Consider the following 23,180-nt stretch of genomic DNA (forward strand, 5'->3'; position numbering starts at 1 on the left):
GCACCTTTGCTTGCTTTGCGTCCTTACCTCAAAGGAGACGACCTATGACCATTACCGACACTCGTTCGCTTGTGCATGCGTGGAGGAATCGTTCGCCCAACTGTAACCAACGCCGAGGCGCAAAGGGTTTGGGTACGCCACCAGCGCGTTCCGCCGCGCCGCAAGCCGGAAACACGACCAAGGACCATCCCAACCCATTGCGCCCCTCGCGTTCTTTGCGCCTTTGCGTTTATCCCTTTGCACCTTTGCTTGCTTTGCGTCCTTACCTCAAAGGAGACGACCTATGACCATTACCGACACTCGTTCGCTTGTGCATGAGCTGATGCGCACCGGTCAGCAAAACCTCTGCGCTGCCTTTGAAGAGATCGACGGACACCAACGTTTTGTTGCCGAGACGTGGGAACGACCGGGAGGAGGTGGCGGTACGGCGCGCGTCATGACCGACGGTGCCGTCTTCGAGCGCGCCGGGGTCAATGTGTCGGCAGTGTACGGTGAAGAGGTGCCACCGAGTATCTGGCAACATCGCCCCTCAACCCGCGGCCAACCCTACTTCGCTACCGGTATCTCAATGGTTCTTCACCCACGCAACCCTTACGTTCCCGCCTTTCACGCCAACTTTCGCTACTTCGAGACCGGTGACGATTGGTGGTTCGGTGGTGGGATGGATCTCACTCCCAACTACGGATTTGTCGAAGATGCACGCCATTTTCACGTCACGCTTCGCGACTACTGCGGACGCCACCCCATCGCCGATTATCGCACAATGAAAGAGACCTGTGATCGCTATTTTTTTCTCAAGCACCGTAATGAAATGCGCGGCATCGGCGGCATCTTCTTCGATGACTTCCATCCCACCGGGCCAGACGGCTTTGAGCAGGCCTTTGCCTTCGTTAGCGACGGTATCACCACCATCCTCGACGCCTATTTACCGATCGTCAAACGTCGTATGCACACCCCTTACAGCGAACGCGAACGTTCGTGGCAACTCTACCGACGGGGTCGGTATGTTGAATTCAACCTCATCTACGACCGGGGAACGCTCTTTGGCCTACAGACCGGCGGCAACATTGAAGCCATCTTGATGTCATTACCGCCACTAGCGCGCTGGCAATTCAAATATCAGCCCGAACCAGGATCACCGGAAGCGGCGATGGCCGAGTTTCTCAAACCGCGTGATTGGGCAGAGGAATGAGACGAACCGGCTAAACGTAACGCAACAAAAAGTATTGCCGCCGACCGGGTATTGCAAGACAACATCCAAATCGGCGGCAGTATTTTTCCGCAGCTGGTGAGCCGGGTGGGGATCGAACCCACGACCCTCTGATTAAAAGTCAGGTGCTCTACCACTGAGCTACCGGCCCACCGTTGGGTAGTATATCCGAGTCTGGCCTCGGAGTCAACTGCAACAAACAACTTATCACATTATCTCGCTATACAGCACCACCACCCATTGTGCCGGCAGCACGGCGGTAGGTTCACTGCTACAGTCTCATCCATCAACCTGCAACAGTTCTGCCTCCATTCACTCTCACCATCGTAGTGAATACCTAATTTTCCACTCGATGGAATACTTCGGCGAACGCCAAACCAAACTCTTTGCCCCGCTCAGCAGCCCATTGCCGCACCATCTGCGCTAACTCAGTCTGATCCGTCCCTAACTGCGAGACGTGGCAGCGCAATGCAGCCAGTTTCCGCTCGATGGTAGCACTAATATCTACGGCATAATTCAACACCGGCGCACCGGTGATGTAAAGTTCGCGCACCTTGCACGGTCGATAGCCTTCGGCTAAGAGTTCTGGAAAATCCCATCCGTTCTGTGCCGCCGGATACACCGCTGCAAGGGTGGCATTGGCAGCAGCGAGATGATCGGGATGAAACCGCGGGATGGAGTACTGCGGTGTCCAGACCCGGTCAGGTGATTGGCAAACAATCCGCTGTGCGCGTACACGGCGAATCTGGCGGACAATATCTCGGCGCAGTTCGAGAGTTGGTTGCAGCATCCCATCCGGGTAGTCGAGAAACACAACCTCTTTGAGACCGAGTACCTCCGCCGCTGCCCGTTGCTCTGCCTTGCGAATGTCACTGATACGGCGACGAGCTGTCGGGCCAACATCGGTGGTATCATCAGGCCCGCCACCGCCACCGTCGGTGCAGATCACTAAGGTAATCTCCCACCCTTCAGCGGCCCATGCGGCTAAGGTACCACCACAACCAAATTCAGCATCGTCAGGATGCGCGACAACGACAAGTGCAGTACGAGGTTCGTTCGTCATGGTAGCTCCTCGGCAAGGTATTTGCTGATAGGTAGCATACCATGACTTTACAGGTATGCTGCAATGAGCATGGTTTGCGAGAAGAGTTGGGGAAAGAAACGATAGCGATGACAGGAGATGCTCCCCCTCTCCCCGCCTCCTCCGCGCACGAGGGAGGCTAAGGTAGAGGGAAAACTACCACAGCGAGGAGATAATCCGCCGTTGTCCCATTACCTAGCTGGCCTCGCTAGCTCGCCGAACCTCAGCAGCCGCCGCACGCACCTGATCGAGCGGATCACGAGGTGGAGGCGGTACCGGTGCATTCAGTGTCGTTTCCACCACCTTACCAAAATCAGCAATCCACCGACTAAACTGTTCGACCGATTGCCACGGATTCAGCAAACGACCTAATCCTATCCGAGATACTGCGTTGAGTAAATTAAACGGATATCCGGTAATCTGATCGATACTTTGCTGCCCAATATTAGCCAGTAAAGCGGCCGCATTGGACAACGTATCGGTACCAGCGGGTGGATTGACCACCGCAAAGGTCTGCCGACGCAACAGTTCAGCATTGGTCAAAACGGTGATCGGCCCTCTCCCCCGCACAGCAGCTTGGCATCCCAAACGCCACCCTTCTTGCAGCCGCTGCTCGGGAATCCAGTTTTTCTCTAGCTTAGTTGGCGGATTGAGTGATTCACTGCCGGCAAGTACCTTGACTTTACACGTTTGACAAAAACCGGTACCGTTACAGACAAAACCCATATGCGCGCCATGGCGTCGGCCAATATCGAGGAGTCGTTCACCGGGACGGGCCTCCATCTCGACATCGTTAATGGTGACCGTAGGCATAATCTGTTCTCCTGTTTCGGAAAAGACCTATATTTATTATTATTGTACCGTGATTCTCGGGCAAGCAGTGGTATGATAGCAATACAGGGTTAATTGATAACAACAGCATGTGAACGTTGCACGTATTCTTCCTGTGCTTATCAATCACTACCAGAATTATCGTCTCGCCGCCAAACCACATTACCGGTCGTCTGCTTTGGCCGATCTGATGTGGTGCAATATTCACGATATGTTGCGTGGATTTGGGATAACGCAACCATCGTGGATCTACGGAATTGCTGCGCTCGTTGCTCGTCTACCGGCCCAACGGTTCGCCGAACAACTCCTCGTGTTCGACGAATTAGTCGGCAAAGCCGGATTACCGACAGGGAGCCGGTGGATCTGTAGCCAATTTGCCCCAGGTTTGCGGATCGACGGCCCACAACCACCACGCACCGGCCCATTACTCGTGGTCGCCAATCATCCTGGTCTGCTCGATGCGGCAGCTCTCATCGCAGCTCTCGGTCGTACCGATCTGAAGATTATTGCGATTGCTCGTCCGCTCCTACGGGCTTTGTCGAATACGGCAGCGGCGATTATTCCGGTGGGGACAACCCCAACCGGACGCATGACCACGCTTCGTATGGCGATACGCCATCTACAGCAAGGTGGTGCAGTCTTAACGTTCCCTGCCGGTCGGATCGAGCCTGACCCGGCACGTGATCCAACGGCGATAATGGGCTTGGCCGAGTGGTCAACCAGCCTCGATCTGTTTGGCCGGTTATCACCTGACATCCCTGTGGTAACGGCCATCGTTAGCGATGTCCAGGCTCCGGCAGCACTGCACCATCCGTTGACGCACCTTCGCCGCGAACCATTGGAACGACGGTGGTTAGCGGCAATTTTGCAAGTGTTGTGGCCGCATCTCGCGACAAATCCGGTGCGCATCCGGTGGGGGCCACCGCTCGTCGCCAACACCAGCTTGCGTTCGACGGTGCAAGTAGTGGCAGAGCAGTTGATACGGCAAGTAACACCCATTGAATATCGTGAGACAAGACCATGGCATTAAACCATCATCGCTACATCGTCGCCAGTTCGGTCCTGGTTGATATGCTGGGATACGGCTTGATTATGCCGTTACTCCCGTTTATAGTGCAGACGCGGGGAGGTAACGCGACGATCATTGGGTTGCTCGGCTCACTGTATACGCTGATACAGTTGCTGGCAGCACCGCTGTTCGGGGCACTTTCCGACCGCGTCGGGCGACGACCGGTTATTTTGGACTGCTTATTCGGATCGGCATTGGCATATAGCTGGCTAGCCCTCGCCGACTCACTCCCTTTACTGGCGGCTGCCATCGCTCTTGGCGGGGTAGCCGGTTCGAGCCTGCCGGTGGCACAGGCTTACATTGCCAATGTCACGTCACCGACCGAACGAACTCGCGGCTTCGGGTTGCTTGGTGCGGCATTTGGGCTTGGCCTGATCGGCGGAGCTGCTATCGGCGGCTTCCTCAGCCAGTTCGGATTAGCCCTGCCTCCACTCATCGCCGCTACCATTGCCTTGATTAACGCTATCTACGCCAGCATTGTCTTACCCGAGTCGTTATCACCAAAGCGGTGCACAGCGTCGTTGCCCTTCCGCAACCTGTTCGGATCGGCGCTCATTGCGTTACAAGCCTCATCGGTAGGACCGTTGTTGATCGCGGTGATGCTACTCAACATCACATTTGCCGGTTTACAAAGTAATATTGCACTCTACACGCTCACCCGTTTCGGCTGGGGACCAGATCAGAATGCGATCTTGTTTGTTTTTGTAGGGCTGTGTGCTGCCCTAACGCAAGGCGTGCTCATCGGCCAGTTACAATCACGGCTTAGCGATGCATGGTTAGCCAGCGGTGGTTTGGGGTTGATGGCCCTCGCCTTTGCCTTTGTCAGTGGTGTACATACGGGTTGGCTTCTCTTTCCGCTCACCGCGCTTCTCGCCATCGGGATGGGACTAGCCGTACCGGCCATCACAAGCTCGTCTCACGACAGGCCAGTGAAAACCGGCAAGGAATTGTGCTTGGCGGGATGCAGGCACTGATCAGTGTAGCTCTCCTGATCGGACCGGCCAGTTTCGGTTTCCTCTTCGACTGGTTTGGCAACACTACACCCTATCTCGCGGGAGGCATGCTGTTGATCGGCTCATGGGTTATGACAACAATAACCATTGCCAACCCGTCTATTCTTATTCGTTCTACTGAAGATCCAGAGGCTCAGGTATGACAACAGAATCTTCACCCGTTCTCATTACCCGTGCGGCGATGGCCGATTTACCAACCAAATTCGGTCATTTTCAGATTATCGTCTATCTCGATGCTGAACAGAAAGAACAGATCGCGCTGACGTGCGGTGTCCTAACCGGCTCAGAGCCGGTCCTCACCCGCCTCCATTCCGAATGCTTGACCGGAGATATCTTCGGCTCGCACCGTTGCGACTGCGGCGAACAACTTGCTGCCGCACTCAACGCAATTCAGCAGGCCGGGCGCGGCGTGTTGCTCTACCTGCGGCAAGAAGGTCGTGGGATCGGGCTGGTCAACAAGATTCGGGCGTATGCCCTCCAACAACAAGGGCTAGACACCATTGACGCAAATCGCGCGCTCGGACTACCCGTCGATACCCGCGACTACAGCGTTGCAGCGGCTATCCTGCGTGATCTTGGCGTTCACACCGTCCGTCTTCTCACCAACAACCCAGACAAAATCACCGGTCTCGAAGAGTACGGCATTAAGGTGTCAGAACGAGTTCCCCTTCAAATTCCGGCAAACGTGTATAACGCCCCGTATCTCTTGGCTAAACAACTCCGTATGGGACACCTGCTCGATAGCCGAATGCTTTTATAAACTCTTCCCACCAAAGGAGATATTGCATATCGAGCGCAGCGCGGTCCGCGCAAGCAAACCACTGTCAGTGCGAGCGCAACGCGGTCCGCGTAAGCAAACTACTGTTAGTGCGAGCGCAGCGCAGTCCTCACCAGCAAACCGCTGTCAGTGCGAGCACAGCACCGTCCTCACCAGCAAACCGCTGTCAGTGCGAGCACAGCGAGCAATCTTTCCCATTGTTCGATGGAAGATTTCTCGGGCGCTGGCGCGCCCTCGAAATGACAAAAGAGCGGTTCGACGGTCGTGTTGAGCGCAGCACCGTCCTCACCAGCAAACCGCTGTCAGTGCGAGCACAGCACCGTCCTCACCAACAAATCGCTGTCATTTCGAGCGTAGCGAGCAATCTTTCCCATCGTTCGAAGGAAGATTTCTCGGGCGCTGACGCGCCCAAGCGAGCGGTTCGACGATCGTTTTCAGCGTAGTGCAGTCTTAAGGAGACATCAACATCCCCTCTCTCACTACCTTGGGAGAGGGGCCAGGGGTAAAACTCTCTATGCTTTCTCGGCGGTGCTTGTGGTGTGCGGAACAGCGTTTTAAAGACGGTAGCGTAGCGGGGATCACGTTCGAGTTCGTTCACGTTAAACGAGTAGTTACAGGCGGTGATCAAGCGCCTATTGACACGGCTATTCCGTTGCGGCGAATCGTATTCAAAATAAAAAAACACCGACACGCACGTCGTGCTTCATGACCGTGCGCGCCAGTGGTGTCAGATCACCATCGCCGGTGACGAGGACAGCCACATCGATCTTTCCCTCTATCACGCGCTCCATCACATCAACCGCCAACGACACATCAACCCCTTTCTCATGCCCACTCGGTGCCATCGGCACATACTTCGGCTCGATCCCGGCGTGCATCAGATCGAGGTGGCGATTGCGCTCAACGAAAAACTGCTTTTCATTGGTCTGTGATGCAGGGAAAAGACCCTGATGCCAACTCGCATAGACAATGCGGTGCATCGCGTAACGCTGCTCTTTGCTGCTGATGAATTGCTCGATCAAGCGGTGAAACAGCGTAAACGACAGCCGGCCAACTTTCTTTTCAGCGTAGAAATATGCTTGCGAATATGAGAAGTACGAACCATCGTAGAAAACACTGATTCGACAAAAGTTGTTCATTGTATTCCTTATACGAAAACGCCATCATAATTGGTGACGAATACATATGTAAAGATATTCATTCGGATCTCAGCTTTACTGCCCCATCATCCGCACTGCCCGCAAACTGGCCGCAGCATCAATCCGTGGCGCATATTCTAAACCAACATAGCCGCTATACGCATGTTCGCGCAAAATACCAAAAATATGCTCATAATTAATCTCGCCGGTACCGGGTTCGTGCCGTCCGGGCACATCGGCAACATGAATATGACCGATAAGATCAAGATTCGCCAAAATACGACGGGTCAGGTTACCTTCACTAATTTGCTGATGATAACAATCGAACAACAACTTCACGTGTGGTTGCCCAACCGCGCGCACAATCGCAAATCCTTCATCAGACGACCACAAGAAGCTCCCCGGATGATCAAGCGGATTACGCGGTTCGAGTAAAAGGTTCAAACCGGCATCAGAAGCTGTTTCTGCTGCTTCTTGTAATGCCTCGATGAGACACGCCCGTTGCGAGGCCAGATCGAGATCCGGACGGATAACCCCCCCATGCACAATCAGATTGTCGCACGCCAAATCGACCGCCAGTGCTGCACTTCGACTAATCTCATCGCGGAATTGAGTACGCTGATCGGGATCGTTTGGCGATGCCTCACTTCCCAAAATAGCTACACAATGCAAACGTAACGCTGTCTGTAGGGCAATGGTAATGTTCATATCCTTGCCCCGTCGCGTCCAGAACTCGTAGGCGCGAAAACCCAGATCGGCAATATGCTCCAGCCGTTGCTCAAACGGTCGATCGGTGAAGATCATATCGAGACAGACTGAGAAGCGGAGGGGTGCGAGGGTCGACATCTTCAACCTCACTTTTCTGCGCAACAACCGTTCTGACGCATACCAGACGGGACAATGCAAACCAACATGTAGTTTTCGTTCCTAATGTGTAGCCCAAGTACCCTATGATCCCTTGCCCTATTATACTCGCGATTAGCTTATTCTGTGGCATCGTAGCAGTGACCCGCCGCTATTTCGCCAAAGACAGCTCGTCGAATCCGCTGTTAAGCAACTGGATGCGGTGCATCACTGCTCTGGCAGTTAGTCGCTCTAACGACGTTCTCCGGCTGCAACGACAAACAACGTTCACTATTACCGGTAACGAGACCAATATCGGCTGCATCGAGATCATGCCAATCGCTCCGCAAGGCCGAATATCGCATGAGTACATCAAGGACGATTTACAACCATCATCAAGATCAGAACCAACCAGGTTGTAGATCGCTGCGAAGCGCGAACCAGGTGACCTTCTTTCACCACGAATTCGAGGTTACATTGTAGCACGCAAGAATGTACGTGGGTAGTCATATCTCGAACACCCAGCACACCACTCACGCTCATTCTTCCCAACGAAAGGCACGTGCTAATATTGCCTCGACCACACCCGGCGCCAAACGGCTCGCCATTAGCGCCAGGCGATCCATCCAGCTCACATACGCAAGACGCGGCTCGGTTCGGGCTGCCCGCAGAATAGCACGTGCCACCACTTCCGGCGCAACACCGGGCGGGGCAATCCGGCGCCGCTCACGACCACGCCCCAGCCGTCGTTGATTAAAATCGGTACGGGTCGTACCAGGGCGGACCACCGTCACCGCAATGCCGCTGCCGTGCAACTCGATGCGCAGTGCGTTGCTGATCTGTTCAAGCGCCGCTTTCGCAGCCGCGTAGCCGCCCAAGTACGGCAACGGTTGCACGGCCAACACCGATGAGACATTGATGATCTGACCACGTCCGGCGGCACGCATTACCGGTACGACAGCCTGCATAAGCCAGATCGGGCCAAGCAGATCAACCGCCAACACTCGCTCAAGGTCGTGGCGAGCGAGCGTACTTACCGGACCGGTCAGGCCAATTCCGGCGTTATTGATCAAGATGTCGACTCGACCGTATGTTGCTACTGCACGTTCCACCAATTGCGCACAAGCAATCGGATCGGACACATCGGTCGGTACCGAGAGGGCTTGCGGCAGTTCGGCTGCAATCTGAGCTAACGTATCCACCGAACGGGCGGCTAACACCAATCGCGCACCGGCAGCCGCGAAACAACGGGCAGTGGCAGCGCCAATCCCACTAGAGGCACCGGTAATAATGATAACGCGATCACGTGGGTCCATGGCGTGAACTCCTGATTGGGATGCACCGGGGGCCGCACTGCATCCGCGGGGCCGCACTGCCGTGCGGCCCTACTGCATCCGCGGGGCCGCACTGCCGTGCGGCCCTACTGCGGGGATGATTCGCGATCACGAAGGTGTTTGCAGATACCTGCTTTGATTGTTTGACCAGGAACCTCGTGACCTAACATCCGCTCTAACTCACGGGCCGTGTTCATCAATGCTGGCAGATTTAATCCGGTTTTAATACCCATTTCATGCAGCAAATGTACGACATCTTCGGTACAGAGATTACCAGGAGCGCCAGGGGCAAATGGGCAACCACCGATACCACCAATACTCGAATCAAAGAGATCGACTCCCATCTGCAAGCCGGCCAGCAGATTCGCCAACCCTGCACCACGTGCGCTGTGCAGATGCAACCGTAACGGCTGACGCGGGAATCGTGCGCGAAACGCGCGTACCACTTCTTGCACGAGCAATGGATGCGCCATACCGGTGGTATCGCCTAACGTCAATTGTTCGGCACCGACATCAAGCAAGCGTTGACAAATATCGAGCACACGCTCGACCGGAACATCACCTTCAAACGGACACCCGAACGCCACCGATACTACTGCATCGAACGGTTTTCCCGCTCCGTGTACCAGTGACGCCATTTCCGCCACCTGCGTCAATGACTGCTCGATGCTCATGTTCACATTACTACGGTTGTGACTCTCACTTGCGCTAAGAAAGACCTGCACCACATCAGCACCGGCAGCCAATGCGCGTCGTGCACCAACCACGTTTGGCGCAATCGCACTATAGGTGACGCCCGGATGACGCTTAATACCGGCAAATACCGCTTCGGTATCGGCCATCTGCGGTACCTGCTGCGGTCGCACAAACGCCCCGACTTCAATCGCCTGTAGGCCGGTTGCCGACAGCATATCGATCAACTTCACCTTCTGGGCGGTACTGAGAATCACCGGTTCATTTTGCAGGCCATCGCGCGGGCCAACTTCACGAATATGCACGAACGTCGGCAGTGGGGCACTTTCCATCACGGTCATCATCGACCTCCCCTGGCAATGTAGGAACGTTCACTTGGCTTGTATGGTAGAAAGGTGCATCTGTCTTGTCAAATGATGTTTGAAACAAAGCTCCAAGTATTCAGGTCAATAATTGCGTTGAAACACATCAGTAACTCTAGTGTAACCTATTCTTCTACGCTGACAACAGACCCGCATCACGCGAGGTGCAGGCAATGGGAAGAACAGCGGTTAACGCTGAATGGAGGTTTCCGATGGACTGGACGAAGCAGGCGAACGACATGATCAAGCTGTGGACGGGCACACAGCAGAAGGTATGGGAAAGCTGGATGGCCTCGATGCAATACATGGCAGCTCCGCAGAGCGCTGAGGCGTGGCAGAAAACGGTCGATAGCTGGCGGGGTGCAGTAAAGCAGGCACTCGAAGCGCAGGTCGAGCTAACCCGGTTGTGGGCAGAGACGGTCGCGGCCAACAGTGTTAATATGCCAACGATGCCAACGGTACCGGGAATGCCGGCGATGCCCGGTATCAATCCCGTCTCGCCGACTGCTGTTGTCGAGTGGAGCCGGCAGGTGCTGGAGATGACTCGTAACTTCAACGAGAGCCAAACCCGCTTTATTGAGGGTTGGTTCGATATGCTGAAGAAATCAGATCCGACCAATGTCATGCGTGGCTGGGACGCAAACCAGGTGCAAAAAGTGATGCAGAGCTGGCAAGAGGCGATGCAGCGTGTCATTGAGGCGCAGGCCGAGCTGGGTAAGGTGATGATGGGCATTGTCAATGGTGCGATGGATAAGAAGTGATTGCGTCCTATTCCATTGCCCCTCTCCCATTCGTGGGAGAGGGATTTTTTATTTACCCAATCGGCGGTGCATCCCCGGCATTCAGAGGCCACCCGGCCGTGCGGCTCGTGCGGCTCATCCAACCACCCGGCCGTGCGTCCTTACGAATCTTCGCCGGCAGTACCGGACATAACGACGACTAATGGCCGCATACGCGCGACCGGTCGGATTAACCCGGCGGCGATTTGCACCTCTATCACCGATTCGATGTCTTTGTAGGCTAATGGTGACTCATCAACGGATAATCCGCGCACTAACACACCTGCTTCGCGCACCACCGCCGCCGCCATCGCCGGGGTGATCGTGCGACGGGCCTCGGCCCGGCTGAAGCGACGTCCCGCGCTATGGGCAGCGCTGGCAAGGGTGGCTTTATCACCGAAACCTTCGACGATGTAGCTTGCCGTCGCCATTGAGCCGGGAATAATGCCAAGTACCCCCGTTTCCGCCGGAGTCGCACCTTTACGATGAATCACCGTTCCGTCGGGTTGCTCCCATGCGAAGTTGTGATGATTTTCAATGACCTGTGTTACCTTCACGCCCAACGCGCGCGCAAATCGCGTATGGATCACTTCGTGATTCGCACGGGCAAAATCACCAGCTAACCGCATCGCCAACAAATACTCTTGCCAGCTTCGCGCTCGGTGCTCAACCAGCCATAGGTGCGCGGAATACCTTTGGCTATCACGGCGGTTTCGCGATCGGCTAACTCGGCGTAGTAGTTGGCAATCCTGGCCCCTACTCCACGACTACCGCTGTGGGTTAAGAGACCAACGAACGGTTGCCCGCTCGTCAACCATTCCCCAATGACAATTTCGGCAAAATGGTTTCCCCCACCAGAGGTCCCAATCTGTACCCTCGCCAGTTCGTGCAGTTCACGCAGGAGTTTGGTCGCTCGCCAGCGCGAATCGGCAAGGATCGGGTGATCGGCAACCGGCTTTTTTGGTGAACCAATGCCAAATACGGTCACTTTGCTTAGTGTATCAAGGAGTAGTTGCCGATCGCGGTGAGCATCATCTGGAGTAAGTTCGGCAAAGATCGAAAGGTGCATCCGACAACCAATGTCAACCCCAACTTGATACGGCGCAACGGCACGGTCATACGCGATGACACCACCAACCGGCAGCGCATACCCCTGATGTGCATCGGGCATCAGTGCTCCACGGATCGCCGGTGGTAAGCGTAATGCCATTCGGATCTGCTCAATGGCTCCCGGCTCCACCAGATGCTCACCGACAATGGTCAACGGCTGCGGGGTATCGCGGAGCCGCAGCTCCGTTGGCGGAGTACCGTAGCGAGCCGCGATCGCTTGCCGAATCATGGCAACATCCATCCCCTCTTTTAGCATCTGTTTCGCTTCACGACATATCCTCCGAAAGCTGGGATGATCGGCGTAATCGGCCAGCAATTTGGCAGGTTTCATCGGTGTTTCACCTCCTTTCTAGTTCTAGGATGTGTTTTTCTGAGCTGCTGCAACCGTGGCGATGGAAAAGCGCCATGACCTTAATATATTATGTCACCTTCTTGGCATCGGGAGATCATCCCCCAGCATCCGCCTGTGGATGGAACGGAAACAGTATACTCATGCTACAATCGTGCTAACGCACCGGCGTCAACCAGACAAATCGGTACGGTGGCAGTACGAGCGCTTCATTCGCCGAAACCGGTTGATCACTCACCAGATCGAACAGTTCCACACCGGGGCCATACATACGTAGCAAATTACCAGCAATGCTCTGCGGATACTCCGAGAAGTTGGTCAATACCAACACGCGCTGGGCGCCGGTTTGCCGCACATACGCCAACACATGCCGATTATCGCTCCGCACAACTTCCATTGCACCATCGCGCAACGCCGGCAACGAAGTCCGCAATCGAATCAACTTGACTAATTCACCAAAAATCCGCCCCGGTACCGTTGACGGATCATAGCGCTGATCCATCGCTGCTTGATTACGGACCGGACGATGCACCCAACGACTATCATCGGCTTTGGCCGGATCGTTGACATACCCATAATCGTTGAGCGTCCCTACCTCATCACCCAGATAGAGTAGCGGAATCCCGCCGATACTCAGGATAATACTGTGCAGCAAGAGAATCCGTCGGATTGCCGTCTCGATAGCGGTCGGATCACCATTACTGAGAGCCTGTTCCAGCCCCGCCAACGACGCCAGTGTCCCCGATACACGCGCATCGCCGGTATCGGGGTTTTCTTGAAACGGCAAGCCGCGGGCAAACGAACTGGGAAAACGTCCGGTATAGAAGGCGTTGAGAAACTGGCGATGGCCCCACGGATCAATCCCAACCGCACGCGCATCGTTGTCATCAAACGTCCAGCCGATGTCGTCATGCGAACGCAAATAATTGATCCACGCGCACCCTGCCGGCAAACGAAAGCGATGGCTGAGCGAATGGGCCAGCAACTTGACCTCGCGCGTCGCCAACGACTCCCAGAGCAGCGCCATCAGCAGCGGATTGTACGAAAGCTGACACTCGTGCGGGCTAATGTAGCTCAACACATCGTCAGGATGGACAATCGCCTCCGATTTAAAGAGTAGCGCCGGTGCGGCGATACGTGCAATTGCATTGAACGCTTGGATAATCTGATGAGCTTCCGGTTGATTCTCACAGTTTGTCCCCATTCGCTTCCAAATGAACGGTACCGCATCAAGCCGCAGGACAGCCACCCCCAAATTGGCGAGGAAGAGCATCTCGGCAGCCATCGCCCGAAACACCGCCGGGTTAGCGTAATTGAGATCCCACTGAAAACTGTTGAAGGTGGTCCACACCCAGCGCTGCATATCGGGCCGCCACGTGAAGCTGCCCCGGCGCACAGTAGGGAAGATTTCGCGCAGCGTGCGCTCGTAAGCGTCGGGCATCGTGCGATCGGGAAAGAGGAAATAGAACTCCTGATAATCGGGATCGCCGGCCTGCGCCCGCCGTGCCCATTCGTGTTCGTCAGAAGTATGGTTAAAAACAAAATCCAGCACCAAACTAATCCCGGCCCGATCGAGTTCGTGAGCGAGTGCGGCCAACTCTGCCGTCGTGCCGATTTGCGGATTCACCTCTCGGTAGCTGCTCACCGCATAACCGCCGTCGTTGTTGCCTTCCGGCGCGGCAAACAACGGCATGAGGTGCAAGTAGGTCAAGCCCAACTCATTGAAATAAGGAATAAACTCGCGCAGCCGGTTCAGCGTACCGCAAAAGCGATCGACATAGAGCACGCCCCCCATCATCCGTTCCGACTGGAACCACTCGCTATCAGCTTCGCGGACGACATCGCGCTGCTTGAGCCATTGTGGCCGTTCGCGCCAGCTCTGCGCCATCGCGATCAACAGTTGTTCGAGATGATAGAAGAAGTCGTATTGGGTACCGTACAAGCCGAGCAACAACTCAAACAGACGCGGCCATTCCCGGCGCAATCGCTGCTCGAATGCGGCCCAATCAGCGGCATTGCCGCCGGCTGCCTCAAATGCCTGCTCGATCCGCGGCAGCAACCGAGCCAACGACCGTGCCGCTTCGTGTGGTATACGTTCCCACTTGTGCATACGCAAACCTCACCACTCCACTGCCCGCTCTGGCAGTTATTTCCGGCGCAAGTATCGCCGAAAACAGGGAAACTGACAATCGCTGCCGACGTTCCCAGTTGTCATTGCGAGCCGCCACAGGCGGCGAAGCAATCCCCCGCGCGCACGGAAGCGGAGCCGGCCCGCCGAAGGGAGCGAGTGCTGCGGGCGCTGCACGCCCTCGCAATGAAAGACAGGCTGGTCATCACGCACGGCGATGACGCCTGCACCACTTCATGGTAAGATAAAGCCGCTATGGAAACGATGACTACGCCACCCAACCTGTTTCGCCGTTTCGTTCCGGCGCTGGCGCTCGGCATCGCGCTCTTGGCGGTGCTCGAATGGGGCCTGCCCGCCGCCAGCATTCCAGCGTACCTCTTGCCGCCACCCTCGCGGGTGGTCGCTGCCGCCCTCCAACCCGAAGTGCGGTTACTCGACCATACCCTCGCCACCGCCAATGCAGCCTTGATCGGCCTTACGGTTGGCACACTGATCGCCTTCACCCTCGCCATCGCCTTCCTCTTTGTGCGCCCGCTCGAAGACGCCCTCTACCCGTGGGTCTTGCTCGGCCAGAGTTTGCCCTCAGTCGCCTTGGCGCCGCTGCTTACCATTTGGCTAGGTGAAGGGCTTGCGCCCCGTGCAGCAATGGCTGCTCTTTTCGCCAGCTTTCCCCTGCTCATCGCCACCATCAGCGGTCTCCGCCGGCCCGCACCCGAACAATTGGCGATGATGCAAGCGTATGGCGCGTCACAATGGCAAATCCTGCGCATGCTGCGCCTACCGGCGGCGCTGCCGTTTATCTTCAGCGGGCTGCGCGTCGCCGGTGCGCTAGCCGTGATCGGCGCATTGGTGAGCGAGCTGGCCGGTGCCGGCCGCGGGTTGGGCTATCTGATCACCACCTCGACCTACCGCTTAGCCACCGACCGCGCCTTTGCGGCTGTGGCTGCTGCCGCCGGATTGGCCCTCGCGCTGCACGGTGGTTTCCTCTGGCTCGAACGCACGATTGTCTATTGGGAACGAGAACGGTAATCGCGGCGTAGTTTTATCAGACGGAGTGAGGATTTGTTATGTCACACCGTTACCACTTATTATTGGCTCTTTTTCTACTACTATTGACCGTATCAGGTTGTGCTAGCCCGAATCCGGTTAGCAATGCCATTTCGTCAACGAATGCCCCGGAAGTCGCCGATGTATCAATGCGTCTGCAATGGCTGCCCCAATTCCAGTTTGCCGGCTATCTGGTGGCCGAAGCGCGCGGCTACTATCGCGACGCCGGTCTCAACGTAACTATTCTCCCCGGCGGGCCTGATGCCGTCCCGCTCCCCTTGGTTGCCACCGGCGCCAACACCTTTGGCAGCACCGGCGCTGATACGATCTTGATCAGCCGTGCACAGGGGATCGAGGTTGTAGCGCTGGCGACGTGGTTCCAAGCTAGTCCGGTTGCATTCATGGTACATCGCGACAGCGGCATCCGTTCACCGCAAGACTTTGTCGGGCGGCGGGTAGCGATGTTCTACGGCGACAACGTGGAGACTGAATACCGGGCACTGCTAGCTGCCACCGGCGTTGATCCGGCCAGCATCAACGAGATTCCCGGCGACTACAGCCTTGCCCCCTTCCTCGAGCGGCGGGCCGATGTGTGGCCGGTCTATGCCACCGACCAGCCCTACACCGCTCGCGCTGCCGGCGCCGACATCGAGTTGATTGTCGCCCGCGATTACGGCGTCGAACTGATGGGGGATGTGCTCTTCACCACCGCCGAATTCGCCCGTAAGAACCCCAACACCGTGCGTGCATTCGTCCAAGCCACGCTACGTGGTTGGCAAGACGCGATCACCGACCCGGCAGCCGCCGTCAATATCATTTTGGTCCGTAACCCTGATTTTGATCGCGGTCATCTTGAATTTGAGGCGATGGAAACGATTAAACTGCTGCGCTACGGTATTGGCGCGCGATGTGTCGGAGCTAGCGACCGGCAGGCATGGGCCAAAGAGGCCGAACTGCTGCGATCACTAGGGGTGCTGAAAACGGCGGTTGATCCGGCGACGGTGTTGGTCACTGATGCAGTTGACGACTATTACCGCGCACGCGGTATTGAATGCCAGCGGTAAATACGAATGGGGGACGCACGGCGGTGCGTCCCCGCGCCCGTCGATCACGTTACGGTGCCAACTGTTCCAATTGGCTGACCAATTCAGCAAACGTATCCATCGCTGCCTGAATCGGAGCGGGTGAAGTCATATCAACACCGGCATCACGCAGCAGATCAATCGCTGCGCGTGATGAACCACTGCGCAAGAACCGTAGATACCGCTCAACCGCCGGCTGACCCTCGTTGATAATCTGACGACTCAGCGCCAGGGCAGCCGATAAGCCGGTCGCATACTGATACACGTAGAACTGATAGTAGAAGTGCGGAATGCGCAGCCACTCATACGCCAGCTCATCATCGATCACCAGCTCAGGTCCATGATACCGCACAACCAACTCACGGTAGTGCTGGCTCAGCGCATCAGCCGTCAACGGCTGTCCACGCTCGGCCTGCTCGTGCATCCACAGCTCGAAGGTGGCAAACATCGTCTGGCGGAAAATTGTCCCACGGATCGTTTCGATCTGTTGCGCAAGCAACCGCCGCCGCAACTCTTCATCAGCACCGCTTTGCAACATGTAGTGGGTCAGCAGCGCCTCGTTGAGCGTCGAAGCCACTTCGGCGACGAAGATGGTGTACTCGCCATAGACGAACGGCTGGGTGGCGCGGGTGAAGTACGAATGAAGCGAGTGGCCCAATTCGTGGGCGAGGGTAAAGACATCACGCAGCCGGTCTTGGTAGTTGAGCAAGATGTAGGGCGGCGTCCCATACGAACCGCCGCCATACGCACCGCTCCGCTTGCCCACATTCTCGTAGACATCGATCCAGCGCCGGGTAAACATTTGCTCGAGCGCCGCGCCATACTCAGGGCCGAGCGGACGAAACGCCTCACGCATCAGATCACATGCTTCCTGATAGGGGAACGTTTGCTCGACATCAGGTACCGGCTGCACGTAGAGATCGTAGAAACGCAGCTCATCCAACCCCATCAGCCGCCGCCGCACCGCCAGATAGTGATGGAAGCGCGGCAGATTAGCCTCAACGGTCGCAATCAGGTTATGGTACACCTCGACAGGGATTTCATTCGGAGCGAGCGCCGCCTCTAGCGCCGATCCGTAATTGCGCAACCGGGCCTCGATCACGTGCGAGCGGATCGCCGCGCCCAGTGTGGTGGCAAGCGTGTTGCGGAAGGGCAAAAACGCACTGTAGTACCCCTTGAACGCATCACGCCGCACCCGCCGGTCATGGCTTTCGAGCAAACGACCATAGCGCGCATGCGACAACTTCACCGGCTGGCCCTGCTCATCCTCAATTGTCGGAAACTGCAAATCCGCGTCGGTCAACATCGAGAACGTAGCATATGGCGCACGGACAATATCGCTAAACGCCGCCATCACCTGCTCAACCTCCGCCGAACGGATATGCGCGCGCTGGCGATTCAGCTTCTCTAAGGCGTAGCGATACACTTGCAAGCCGGGGGTAGCCGCCAACCACTCGTCCAGCGTTTCCGCCGGGATCGTCAAAATCTCTGGCTCAATAAACGCCAGTACCGCTTGTATCCGGGCCGCAAAACTATTGGCCCGCTCGGCCAAACCCTGCCCTACCGGATCAGTACCATCGCTATCCTTGCGATGGATAGCATAGACGTACAATGCATACAACCGTCGCGCCACTTCGTCGCGCAGGTTCAGCGCCGCCAACAACTGCACCGACCCCTGCGCCAACGTCCCTTGCAAGGCGGCTAACTCTTGCGCAAGCGCTTCAACCGCGCTGAGTTCTTGTTCCCACGCCGACACATCGGCAAAGATTTGCGACAAATCCCATGTATATTCGACCGGTATTTCAGATCGAGATGGGACTTGGTTTGCGGTAAGGGTCATGTGTAATTCCTTTCATCTTAGGCACGGAACTGTACCATTGCAGTTGCCCTGTTTGCCATTATACCTGACTCGACAAGAGATTGCTTTAAGGAATGAACACTCAAAGCGGCGTACAAGGACAGGCCTATCGGCCATTGCGAGGAAGCGGCAGCAGCCGCTGGTAAGAGAGAATTCAATGCAGAGGTGCAAAAGATGAGAAGAGTGCCGAGGTTTGGGAATAGATAAGGTAGGGAGTATCTTATCCCTATCCCCCGCAGTCTGTGGGAGATAGGGAGGAGGTTGCAGCTACATTCACACTAGCTACCGCACAATGTGCGGCACATACACCCGATATTGACTAGCGCCGATAATGACCGGCCATTGCAACTATGGTTGGTATTTAACAAAATTGCTAACTTTATCACCGCTGCTGTTATTGACGAAACCATCGGCATTTGAGGCATCATTTGGACCGTTCACGTTTCCCCACCAGTTATTCAAGGCTGAAATCCAGTGATTGGGGGTGTCGTTTTGGATACCGGCAGTCGTATTGCCCACAATGTTGCAGTACTCAATCACTGGATTGGCGGCAGTACCAGAACTGCGCAACCCATACCGATTGTTCGCCAACATGCAATAGCGCAATACCGGCGAGGCGTTGTCAACGTGGATTGCACCGTAAGAACCGAAGAAACTATCACCACCACCGTAGCGAAGAACAATATGCGAGAGCGTGCCGCTACTGCCACTACGAAACAAGATTCGCCCCCATTGACCAGGAGCCGGTGGGGTGGTTGAGCTGATCGTCACACCACCAACGGTTGAGTCATAGATCGACGTAACGTAGATCGGTTGACTCTGCGTACCATTAGCACTGAGGATACCATCGATCAAAAACTCCACCGAGAAATCCTTTGGCTTAATCACAACGCCCGGCCCCCATGTCAACATGACACCAATATTCACAGTAATATCGTCCTGCGGCACATACGGTACTTCGGTTTCTTTCCACGTCGTATTGGCCGCAATTGCGCCGCCTCGCACACAGATACCGTTAGTGCCATTCCCAATCACGTTTGCAGCGCTCATGTTGGTCAATGTCACATCCATTTGCGGATGGATCGCCAATGCACAACCGCTGTTATACCGAAAAGTACTAGCAGCAATGTTCACTTGTGCGCCAAGGTCTTGCTCTAACACGGGAATGTTAAACCAAGACCGTCCGCCATAGCGCAATTCGACCATATTGAACGTCGCGCTACCGGTGCTACGCACCAAAATACGCCCCCAATCACCACGTGCAGGTGGGTTGGTCGTGTTGTCAGTAGCGCCGCCAGTCGTGTCGTCGCGGATCGAAGTCAGCGTAACGGGTTGGCCGGCAACACCGTTGACATTGAGTATGCCATCGATAAAGAAATCCGTTTCGGAATCAGACGGTTTCACCACAATCCCTGGGCCCCACGTCAGGGTAGCCCCAAACGCAACCGTTATATCACTCTGCGGCACGTAAGGCGCTTCTGTCTCATCGCATCGTTCGGTTCGGCGTCTGGCTTCGGTACGCCGAATATCACTCTGCGGCACGTAAGGCGCTTCTGTCTCATCCCACGTGGTATGAGCTGACACTCCGCCGCTATCGACGCAAATTCCGTTGAATTCATTGCCGGCAAAGCTAGCCGGACTCATATTGCTCAGGGTAAAATCGCTCTGCGGCGGCATACTCAACGGGCAGATCCTGCCATTGACAAAGCGCCCGGCATTGATCGACACATCAGCGCCAACCTCTTGGCGCAAGATCGCGTCTTTGGCATTTTTGCCACCGTAGCGCATCTCAACATGGTCAAGCACACCGCTACTGCCGGTGCGAAACAGCACCCATCCCCAATTACCGGGCGACGGTGTTGTTGTCGTATTACCACTGGCACCGCCGATGGTGCTATCATAGATCGAGGTGAAATAAATAGGTTGATCGGGAGTGCTCTGCGCCAGCAGCGTTCCATTGACCAAGAGGTTCGCCCCAAGAAAGACATCAGCAAACTTTATGACTACCCCCGCCCCTAGCGTGAGCGTCGTGCCGAAGGCTACTCTCACATCGCCGGTGAGAATGTAGACCGCTTCGGTTGCATCCCACGTTGTATGCGCGCTAATATCACCGCTATCGACACAAAGGCCATTGTAGACATTCCCGGTAAAGTTCACGAAACTCATATCCTCCAGCGTGACATCATTCTGCGGTTTCATACTGATGGCACACTGAGCACCAGACTTAAAGATACTTGTTCGAATGGTGACATTCGCATTCACATCCACCTGCACCATAGCGTAGAGATGTTTCCGCCGTAACGGAACTCCGTATGCTGTAACATTCCCGTACTGCCGGTTTGAAAATGCAGGGATTGCCAATTCCCCGGTTGGGGTACATTTACTTCATTATCGGTGTCACCACCAATCGTATCATCACGAATTGAAGTAAAGTAGACCGGATTACCGGAAACACCGTTGGTAATCAGTGTTCCCTGTATCGTCAGACGGGCGTATAGGTTGAATTTCACTACTGTGCCGAATTCGTTCGATAGTCAGCGTTACCACGGCTGGAACCGTCACATTTCTATACACAACATAGACCTTATCCGCCGTCCACACCTCATCACTGCTCAGTATGCCGCTTTTGCACACCAACGCCGGGTTACTGCAATTCACCGCAGCTTGAACTGGTTGCGGCCACAGGATGATTGCCACCACGAACGCAACGATCAAAAGACGGGAGTGCAGTACGAAAATGATGGCACATTGCTTCACTCCATTAAAAAGAAACTTATGTTTGTTAATGTATTGATTCGTCACGCTATTATCCTACAAAGTTATAATTACCATCGTGTTACAAATGAAATCAGCACGAACTCTTGTTTCATCAATGAGCAGGAACTATTTACACTCACACACAACGACACCAAAGAATTGCTTGCAACGTATCTGCACAAAAGTAGAAGTCTGTTGGCAAACAATTAATTTGTTCATTTTGGGGTCGGGATGCGCAAACATCCCCTTCTTCCAAAGAAGGGGATGGGAGAGAAGCAAAGTGTTAGGAACTAGCAAATGATCTGCTTGCACACGCGGCTAATCCCCCTGCGCCGGCACTGTCGCTGTGGCTGGCGCCGGCACTGCCGCCGGTACCGGCGTCGGGCGCACGCGACCGGGCAGGGTCAGCGCTAATGCCGCCGCCGGTAACCCGAGCAATGTCACTCCGATCATCACCGTCTCAAGACCGATCACGTCAGCGAGGATGCCGCTCAGCCACGTGCCGATCGCACCGGTGGCGAATGTGAAGCCGAGAATGAGACCGGAAGCAAGACCTTGTTTCACCGGTAAAATCTGTTGTGCATGCACGACGAGAATGCTATGCTGACCGCCAACGAGCATACCCGCCAGCCCACTAGCGATGAAAATTGCCCAGAGCGGTGTTGCCAAAAAACAGACTAACCCGGCAGGAACACTCAGAATGAGCGGCCACACGGTGGCCGCACGCATGCCAAAGCGATCGGCCATCCATCCGTTCAGGACGTTGCCAACCGCAGCGCTGGCCATAAATGTGCCGGCCAATGCGCCATAGACGGTTGGTTCCCATCCACGATCACTGAACAGTTTCGGTAAGAACGACTGGTACACCGCTTGGATTGACGAACGCACGACGACGAGTGCAAGAAAGGCGATCAAGACCGCAATGGCTAGTGCCGTCCAAACCTGTGGCGTCGCAGGGGCAGGAGCACGACTCGTCCGTCGACTACGTACTGTTTGTTGCGCGAGTAGTAAGATGGTCGCCGGAATAATCGCAGTCACGGCAATCGGGATAATCCCTGTCGTTCCGGCAGCAGCCAGCACAAGACCGGCCAGTATCGGGCCTACCGCTAAGCCGGCTTGCCCACCAAAGAAGAAGATCGCGGTTGCACTGGCCGGCTTATCTGGCACAGCCGCCGCCGCACCAGCCGTACCGATGGGATGGAACAGGCCACTACCAAGCGCAGCAAGGAGAAAACAGGGTAAGAGTACTGTCCAGTTGGGAGCAAGGGCAACACCGGTATAGCAGAGCGCCATCCACGCTACACCAAGTGCAGCGAGTTGGAGCGTGCGCCCAGGCAGGCGGTCGGCGATCCAGCCAAATAATGGTTGTGAGAGTGCGCCGATCAGGGTGTAGACGGTTAACGCTAAGCCAATTTGCTGATTGCTCAGACCCAATGGCCCGGCTAAGACAGCCAATAACACGGCACCAAGGCTGTTGAGGACATCGACCATAAAGTGACCGCTGACCACTGCTGTAAAGACACGATTCCGTAGCATTCCGGTGTTTCCTTTCTGGAGCTGTGCTATATCTCGACAACTGGATGGGACGCACCGCCAGCGGACGTACTGCTGTGCATCCTCTTGACATATATCGCATGAACGTAAACACCATCAATGGGACGCACCGCCAGCGGACGTACTGCTGTGCATCCCTACCTACCCCACCCTCTGCGCCTTT

The 23,180-nt window shown here is 55.7% G+C and carries 20 protein-coding genes, 1 tRNA gene and 1 pseudogene; 9 read left to right on the forward strand and 13 right to left on the reverse strand.

Translation table 11 applies throughout. From position 1 onward, the window contains the following. Positions 1 to 283: 283 nt before the first annotated feature. On the forward strand, positions 284 to 1,192 hold the full coding sequence (gene hemF / locus AC01ZF_RS07440) for an oxygen-dependent coproporphyrinogen oxidase (RefSeq protein WP_424676622.1): 909 nt from the start codon (positions 284 to 286) through the stop codon (positions 1,190 to 1,192). Positions 1,193 to 1,286: 94 nt separating this feature from the next. Here hemF and AC01ZF_RS07445 read toward each other — a convergent pair. The 3 genes from AC01ZF_RS07445 to AC01ZF_RS07455 all read right to left on the reverse strand — a co-directional run bounded on the left by AC01ZF_RS07445 (position 1,287) and on the right by AC01ZF_RS07455 (position 3,104). Beyond that, positions 1,287 to 1,361 (reverse strand) — tRNA-Lys (locus tag AC01ZF_RS07445). Between the two features lie 186 nt (positions 1,362 to 1,547). Then, the gene (locus tag AC01ZF_RS07450) at positions 1,548 to 2,273 is read right to left on the reverse strand and encodes a PIG-L deacetylase family protein (protein WP_424676623.1); all 726 of its coding nucleotides are present in this window, start codon (positions 2,271 to 2,273) and stop codon (positions 1,548 to 1,550) included. A gap of 213 nt (positions 2,274 to 2,486) precedes the next feature. Then, positions 2,487 to 3,104: a 2Fe-2S iron-sulfur cluster-binding protein gene (locus AC01ZF_RS07455; RefSeq protein WP_424676624.1), complete on the reverse strand. Its 618-nt coding sequence runs from the start codon at positions 3,102 to 3,104 to the stop codon at positions 2,487 to 2,489. A 133-nt stretch (positions 3,105 to 3,237) separates the two neighbouring features. Here AC01ZF_RS07455 and AC01ZF_RS07460 point away from each other — a divergent pair, with 133 nt between their 5' ends. From AC01ZF_RS07460 to ribA, 4 genes are read left to right on the forward strand one after another with little or no spacing between them, the layout of a single operon-like run. Then, entirely contained in the window at positions 3,238 to 4,152 is a 915-nt protein-coding gene (locus AC01ZF_RS07460; RefSeq protein ID WP_424676625.1) for a GNAT family N-acetyltransferase, read from the forward strand. After that, the gene (locus tag AC01ZF_RS07465) at positions 4,143 to 5,165 is read left to right on the forward strand and encodes an MFS transporter (protein WP_428131362.1); all 1,023 of its coding nucleotides are present in this window, start codon (positions 4,143 to 4,145) and stop codon (positions 5,163 to 5,165) included. The genes AC01ZF_RS07460 and AC01ZF_RS07465 overlap by 10 nt, the downstream gene beginning before the upstream one ends. Continuing rightward, on the forward strand, positions 5,153 to 5,347 hold the full coding sequence (locus AC01ZF_RS07470; RefSeq protein ID WP_424676627.1) for a hypothetical protein: 195 nt from the start codon (positions 5,153 to 5,155) through the stop codon (positions 5,345 to 5,347). The genes AC01ZF_RS07465 and AC01ZF_RS07470 overlap by 13 nt, the downstream gene beginning before the upstream one ends. After that, complete coding sequence (ribA, locus tag AC01ZF_RS07475) at positions 5,344 to 5,964, forward strand: GTP cyclohydrolase II (RefSeq protein WP_424676628.1); 621 nt, start codon at positions 5,344 to 5,346, stop codon at positions 5,962 to 5,964. Before AC01ZF_RS07470 ends, ribA begins: the two co-directional genes overlap by 4 nt. 686 nt (positions 5,965 to 6,650) lie before the next feature. Here the strand turns inward: ribA and AC01ZF_RS07480 are convergent. From AC01ZF_RS07480 to AC01ZF_RS07500, 5 genes are all read right to left on the reverse strand, one after another. Continuing rightward, positions 6,651 to 7,121, reverse strand: coding sequence for an NYN domain-containing protein (locus AC01ZF_RS07480; RefSeq protein WP_476575249.1), 471 nt, complete (start codon positions 7,119 to 7,121; stop codon positions 6,651 to 6,653). A gap of 75 nt (positions 7,122 to 7,196) precedes the next feature. After that, complete coding sequence (locus AC01ZF_RS07485; protein WP_424676713.1) at positions 7,197 to 7,967, reverse strand: hydroxypyruvate isomerase family protein; 771 nt, start codon at positions 7,965 to 7,967, stop codon at positions 7,197 to 7,199. Positions 7,968 to 8,170: 203 nt separating this feature from the next. Continuing rightward, on the reverse strand, positions 8,171 to 8,329 hold the full coding sequence (locus AC01ZF_RS07490; protein ID WP_424676712.1) for a hypothetical protein: 159 nt from the start codon (positions 8,327 to 8,329) through the stop codon (positions 8,171 to 8,173). 174 nt (positions 8,330 to 8,503) lie between these two features. Beyond that, a complete protein-coding gene (locus AC01ZF_RS07495) occupies positions 8,504 to 9,280 on the reverse strand; it encodes an SDR family NAD(P)-dependent oxidoreductase (RefSeq protein WP_476575250.1) in 777 nt (258 codons plus the stop codon). Positions 9,281 to 9,384: 104 nt separating this feature from the next. Beyond that, positions 9,385 to 10,335, reverse strand: coding sequence for a hydroxymethylglutaryl-CoA lyase (locus AC01ZF_RS07500; protein WP_476575251.1), 951 nt, complete (start codon positions 10,333 to 10,335; stop codon positions 9,385 to 9,387). A gap of 230 nt (positions 10,336 to 10,565) precedes the next feature. On the opposite strand from AC01ZF_RS07500, the gene AC01ZF_RS07505 reads away from it, so the two are divergent. Then, on the forward strand, positions 10,566 to 11,114 hold the full coding sequence (locus AC01ZF_RS07505) for a hypothetical protein (protein WP_012616576.1): 549 nt from the start codon (positions 10,566 to 10,568) through the stop codon (positions 11,112 to 11,114). Between the two features lie 140 nt (positions 11,115 to 11,254). Here the strand turns inward: AC01ZF_RS07505 and AC01ZF_RS07510 are convergent. Together AC01ZF_RS07510 and AC01ZF_RS07515 are read right to left on the reverse strand one after the other, a co-directional pair. Beyond that, positions 11,255 to 12,573: pseudogene (locus AC01ZF_RS07510) on the reverse strand (RtcB family protein). A 175-nt stretch (positions 12,574 to 12,748) separates the two neighbouring features. Next, on the reverse strand, positions 12,749 to 14,701 hold the full coding sequence (locus AC01ZF_RS07515; protein ID WP_424676710.1) for an alpha-amylase family glycosyl hydrolase: 1,953 nt from the start codon (positions 14,699 to 14,701) through the stop codon (positions 12,749 to 12,751). Positions 14,702 to 14,974: 273 nt separating this feature from the next. Here AC01ZF_RS07515 and AC01ZF_RS07520 point away from each other — a divergent pair, with 273 nt between their 5' ends. Together AC01ZF_RS07520 and AC01ZF_RS07525 are read left to right on the forward strand one after the other, a co-directional pair. Then, the gene (locus tag AC01ZF_RS07520; protein WP_424676709.1) at positions 14,975 to 15,748 is read left to right on the forward strand and encodes an ABC transporter permease; all 774 of its coding nucleotides are present in this window, start codon (positions 14,975 to 14,977) and stop codon (positions 15,746 to 15,748) included. Between the two features lie 38 nt (positions 15,749 to 15,786). Next, positions 15,787 to 16,830: an ABC transporter substrate-binding protein gene (locus AC01ZF_RS07525; RefSeq protein ID WP_424676708.1), complete on the forward strand. Its 1,044-nt coding sequence runs from the start codon at positions 15,787 to 15,789 to the stop codon at positions 16,828 to 16,830. Positions 16,831 to 16,879: 49 nt separating this feature from the next. Here the strand turns inward: AC01ZF_RS07525 and pepF are convergent, their stop codons facing one another. Further along, complete coding sequence (gene pepF, locus AC01ZF_RS07530) at positions 16,880 to 18,688, reverse strand: oligoendopeptidase F (RefSeq protein ID WP_476575252.1); 1,809 nt, start codon at positions 18,686 to 18,688, stop codon at positions 16,880 to 16,882. A gap of 366 nt (positions 18,689 to 19,054) precedes the next feature. Continuing rightward, positions 19,055 to 20,905: a hypothetical protein gene (locus tag AC01ZF_RS07535; RefSeq protein ID WP_476575253.1), complete on the reverse strand. Its 1,851-nt coding sequence runs from the start codon at positions 20,903 to 20,905 to the stop codon at positions 19,055 to 19,057. A gap of 315 nt (positions 20,906 to 21,220) precedes the next feature. Here AC01ZF_RS07535 and AC01ZF_RS07540 point away from each other — a divergent pair, with 315 nt between their 5' ends. Then, positions 21,221 to 21,673, forward strand: a complete 453-nt coding sequence (locus AC01ZF_RS07540; RefSeq protein WP_428111965.1) for a hypothetical protein — start codon at positions 21,221 to 21,223, stop codon at positions 21,671 to 21,673. Positions 21,674 to 21,781: 108 nt separating this feature from the next. On the opposite strand, the gene AC01ZF_RS07545 is transcribed toward AC01ZF_RS07540, so the two are convergent. Next, on the reverse strand, positions 21,782 to 22,999 hold the full coding sequence (locus AC01ZF_RS07545; protein WP_476575254.1) for an MFS transporter: 1,218 nt from the start codon (positions 22,997 to 22,999) through the stop codon (positions 21,782 to 21,784). Positions 23,000 to 23,180 lie beyond the last annotated feature (181 nt).

The sequence above is a fragment of the Chloroflexus sp. genome (assembly GCF_056331925.1).

Coding starts and splice junctions, on each gene's coding strand:
- hemF (WP_424676622.1), top strand. CDS start 284: ATGACCATTACCGACACTCGTTCGCTTGTGCATGAGCTGATGCGCACC.
- AC01ZF_RS07450 (WP_424676623.1), bottom strand. CDS start 2,273: ATGACGAACGAACCTCGTACTGCACTTGTCGTTGTCGCGCATCCTGAC.
- AC01ZF_RS07455 (WP_424676624.1), bottom strand. CDS start 3,104: ATGCCTACGGTCACCATTAACGATGTCGAGATGGAGGCCCGTCCCGGT.
- AC01ZF_RS07465 (WP_428131362.1), top strand. CDS start 4,143: ATGGCATTAAACCATCATCGCTACATCGTCGCCAGTTCGGTCCTGGTT.
- AC01ZF_RS07470 (WP_424676627.1), top strand. CDS start 5,153: ATGCAGGCACTGATCAGTGTAGCTCTCCTGATCGGACCGGCCAGTTTC.
- ribA (WP_424676628.1), top strand. CDS start 5,344: ATGACAACAGAATCTTCACCCGTTCTCATTACCCGTGCGGCGATGGCC.
- AC01ZF_RS07480 (WP_476575249.1), bottom strand. CDS start 7,121: ATGAACAACTTTTGTCGAATCAGTGTTTTCTACGATGGTTCGTACTTC.
- AC01ZF_RS07485 (WP_424676713.1), bottom strand. CDS start 7,967: ATGTCGACCCTCGCACCCCTCCGCTTCTCAGTCTGTCTCGATATGATC.
- AC01ZF_RS07490 (WP_424676712.1), bottom strand. CDS start 8,329: ATGCGATATTCGGCCTTGCGGAGCGATTGGCATGATCTCGATGCAGCC.
- AC01ZF_RS07495 (WP_476575250.1), bottom strand. CDS start 9,280: ATGGACCCACGTGATCGCGTTATCATTATTACCGGTGCCTCTAGTGGG.
- AC01ZF_RS07500 (WP_476575251.1), bottom strand. CDS start 10,335: ATGATGACCGTGATGGAAAGTGCCCCACTGCCGACGTTCGTGCATATT.
- AC01ZF_RS07505 (WP_012616576.1), top strand. CDS start 10,566: ATGGACTGGACGAAGCAGGCGAACGACATGATCAAGCTGTGGACGGGC.
- AC01ZF_RS07515 (WP_424676710.1), bottom strand. CDS start 14,701: ATGCACAAGTGGGAACGTATACCACACGAAGCGGCACGGTCGTTGGCT.
- AC01ZF_RS07520 (WP_424676709.1), top strand. CDS start 14,975: ATGGAAACGATGACTACGCCACCCAACCTGTTTCGCCGTTTCGTTCCG.
- AC01ZF_RS07525 (WP_424676708.1), top strand. CDS start 15,787: ATGTCACACCGTTACCACTTATTATTGGCTCTTTTTCTACTACTATTG.
- pepF (WP_476575252.1), bottom strand. CDS start 18,688: ATGACCCTTACCGCAAACCAAGTCCCATCTCGATCTGAAATACCGGTC.
- AC01ZF_RS07535 (WP_476575253.1), bottom strand. CDS start 20,905: ATGAAACCGCAGAATGATGTCACGCTGGAGGATATGAGTTTCGTGAAC.
- AC01ZF_RS07545 (WP_476575254.1), bottom strand. CDS start 22,999: ATGCTACGGAATCGTGTCTTTACAGCAGTGGTCAGCGGTCACTTTATG.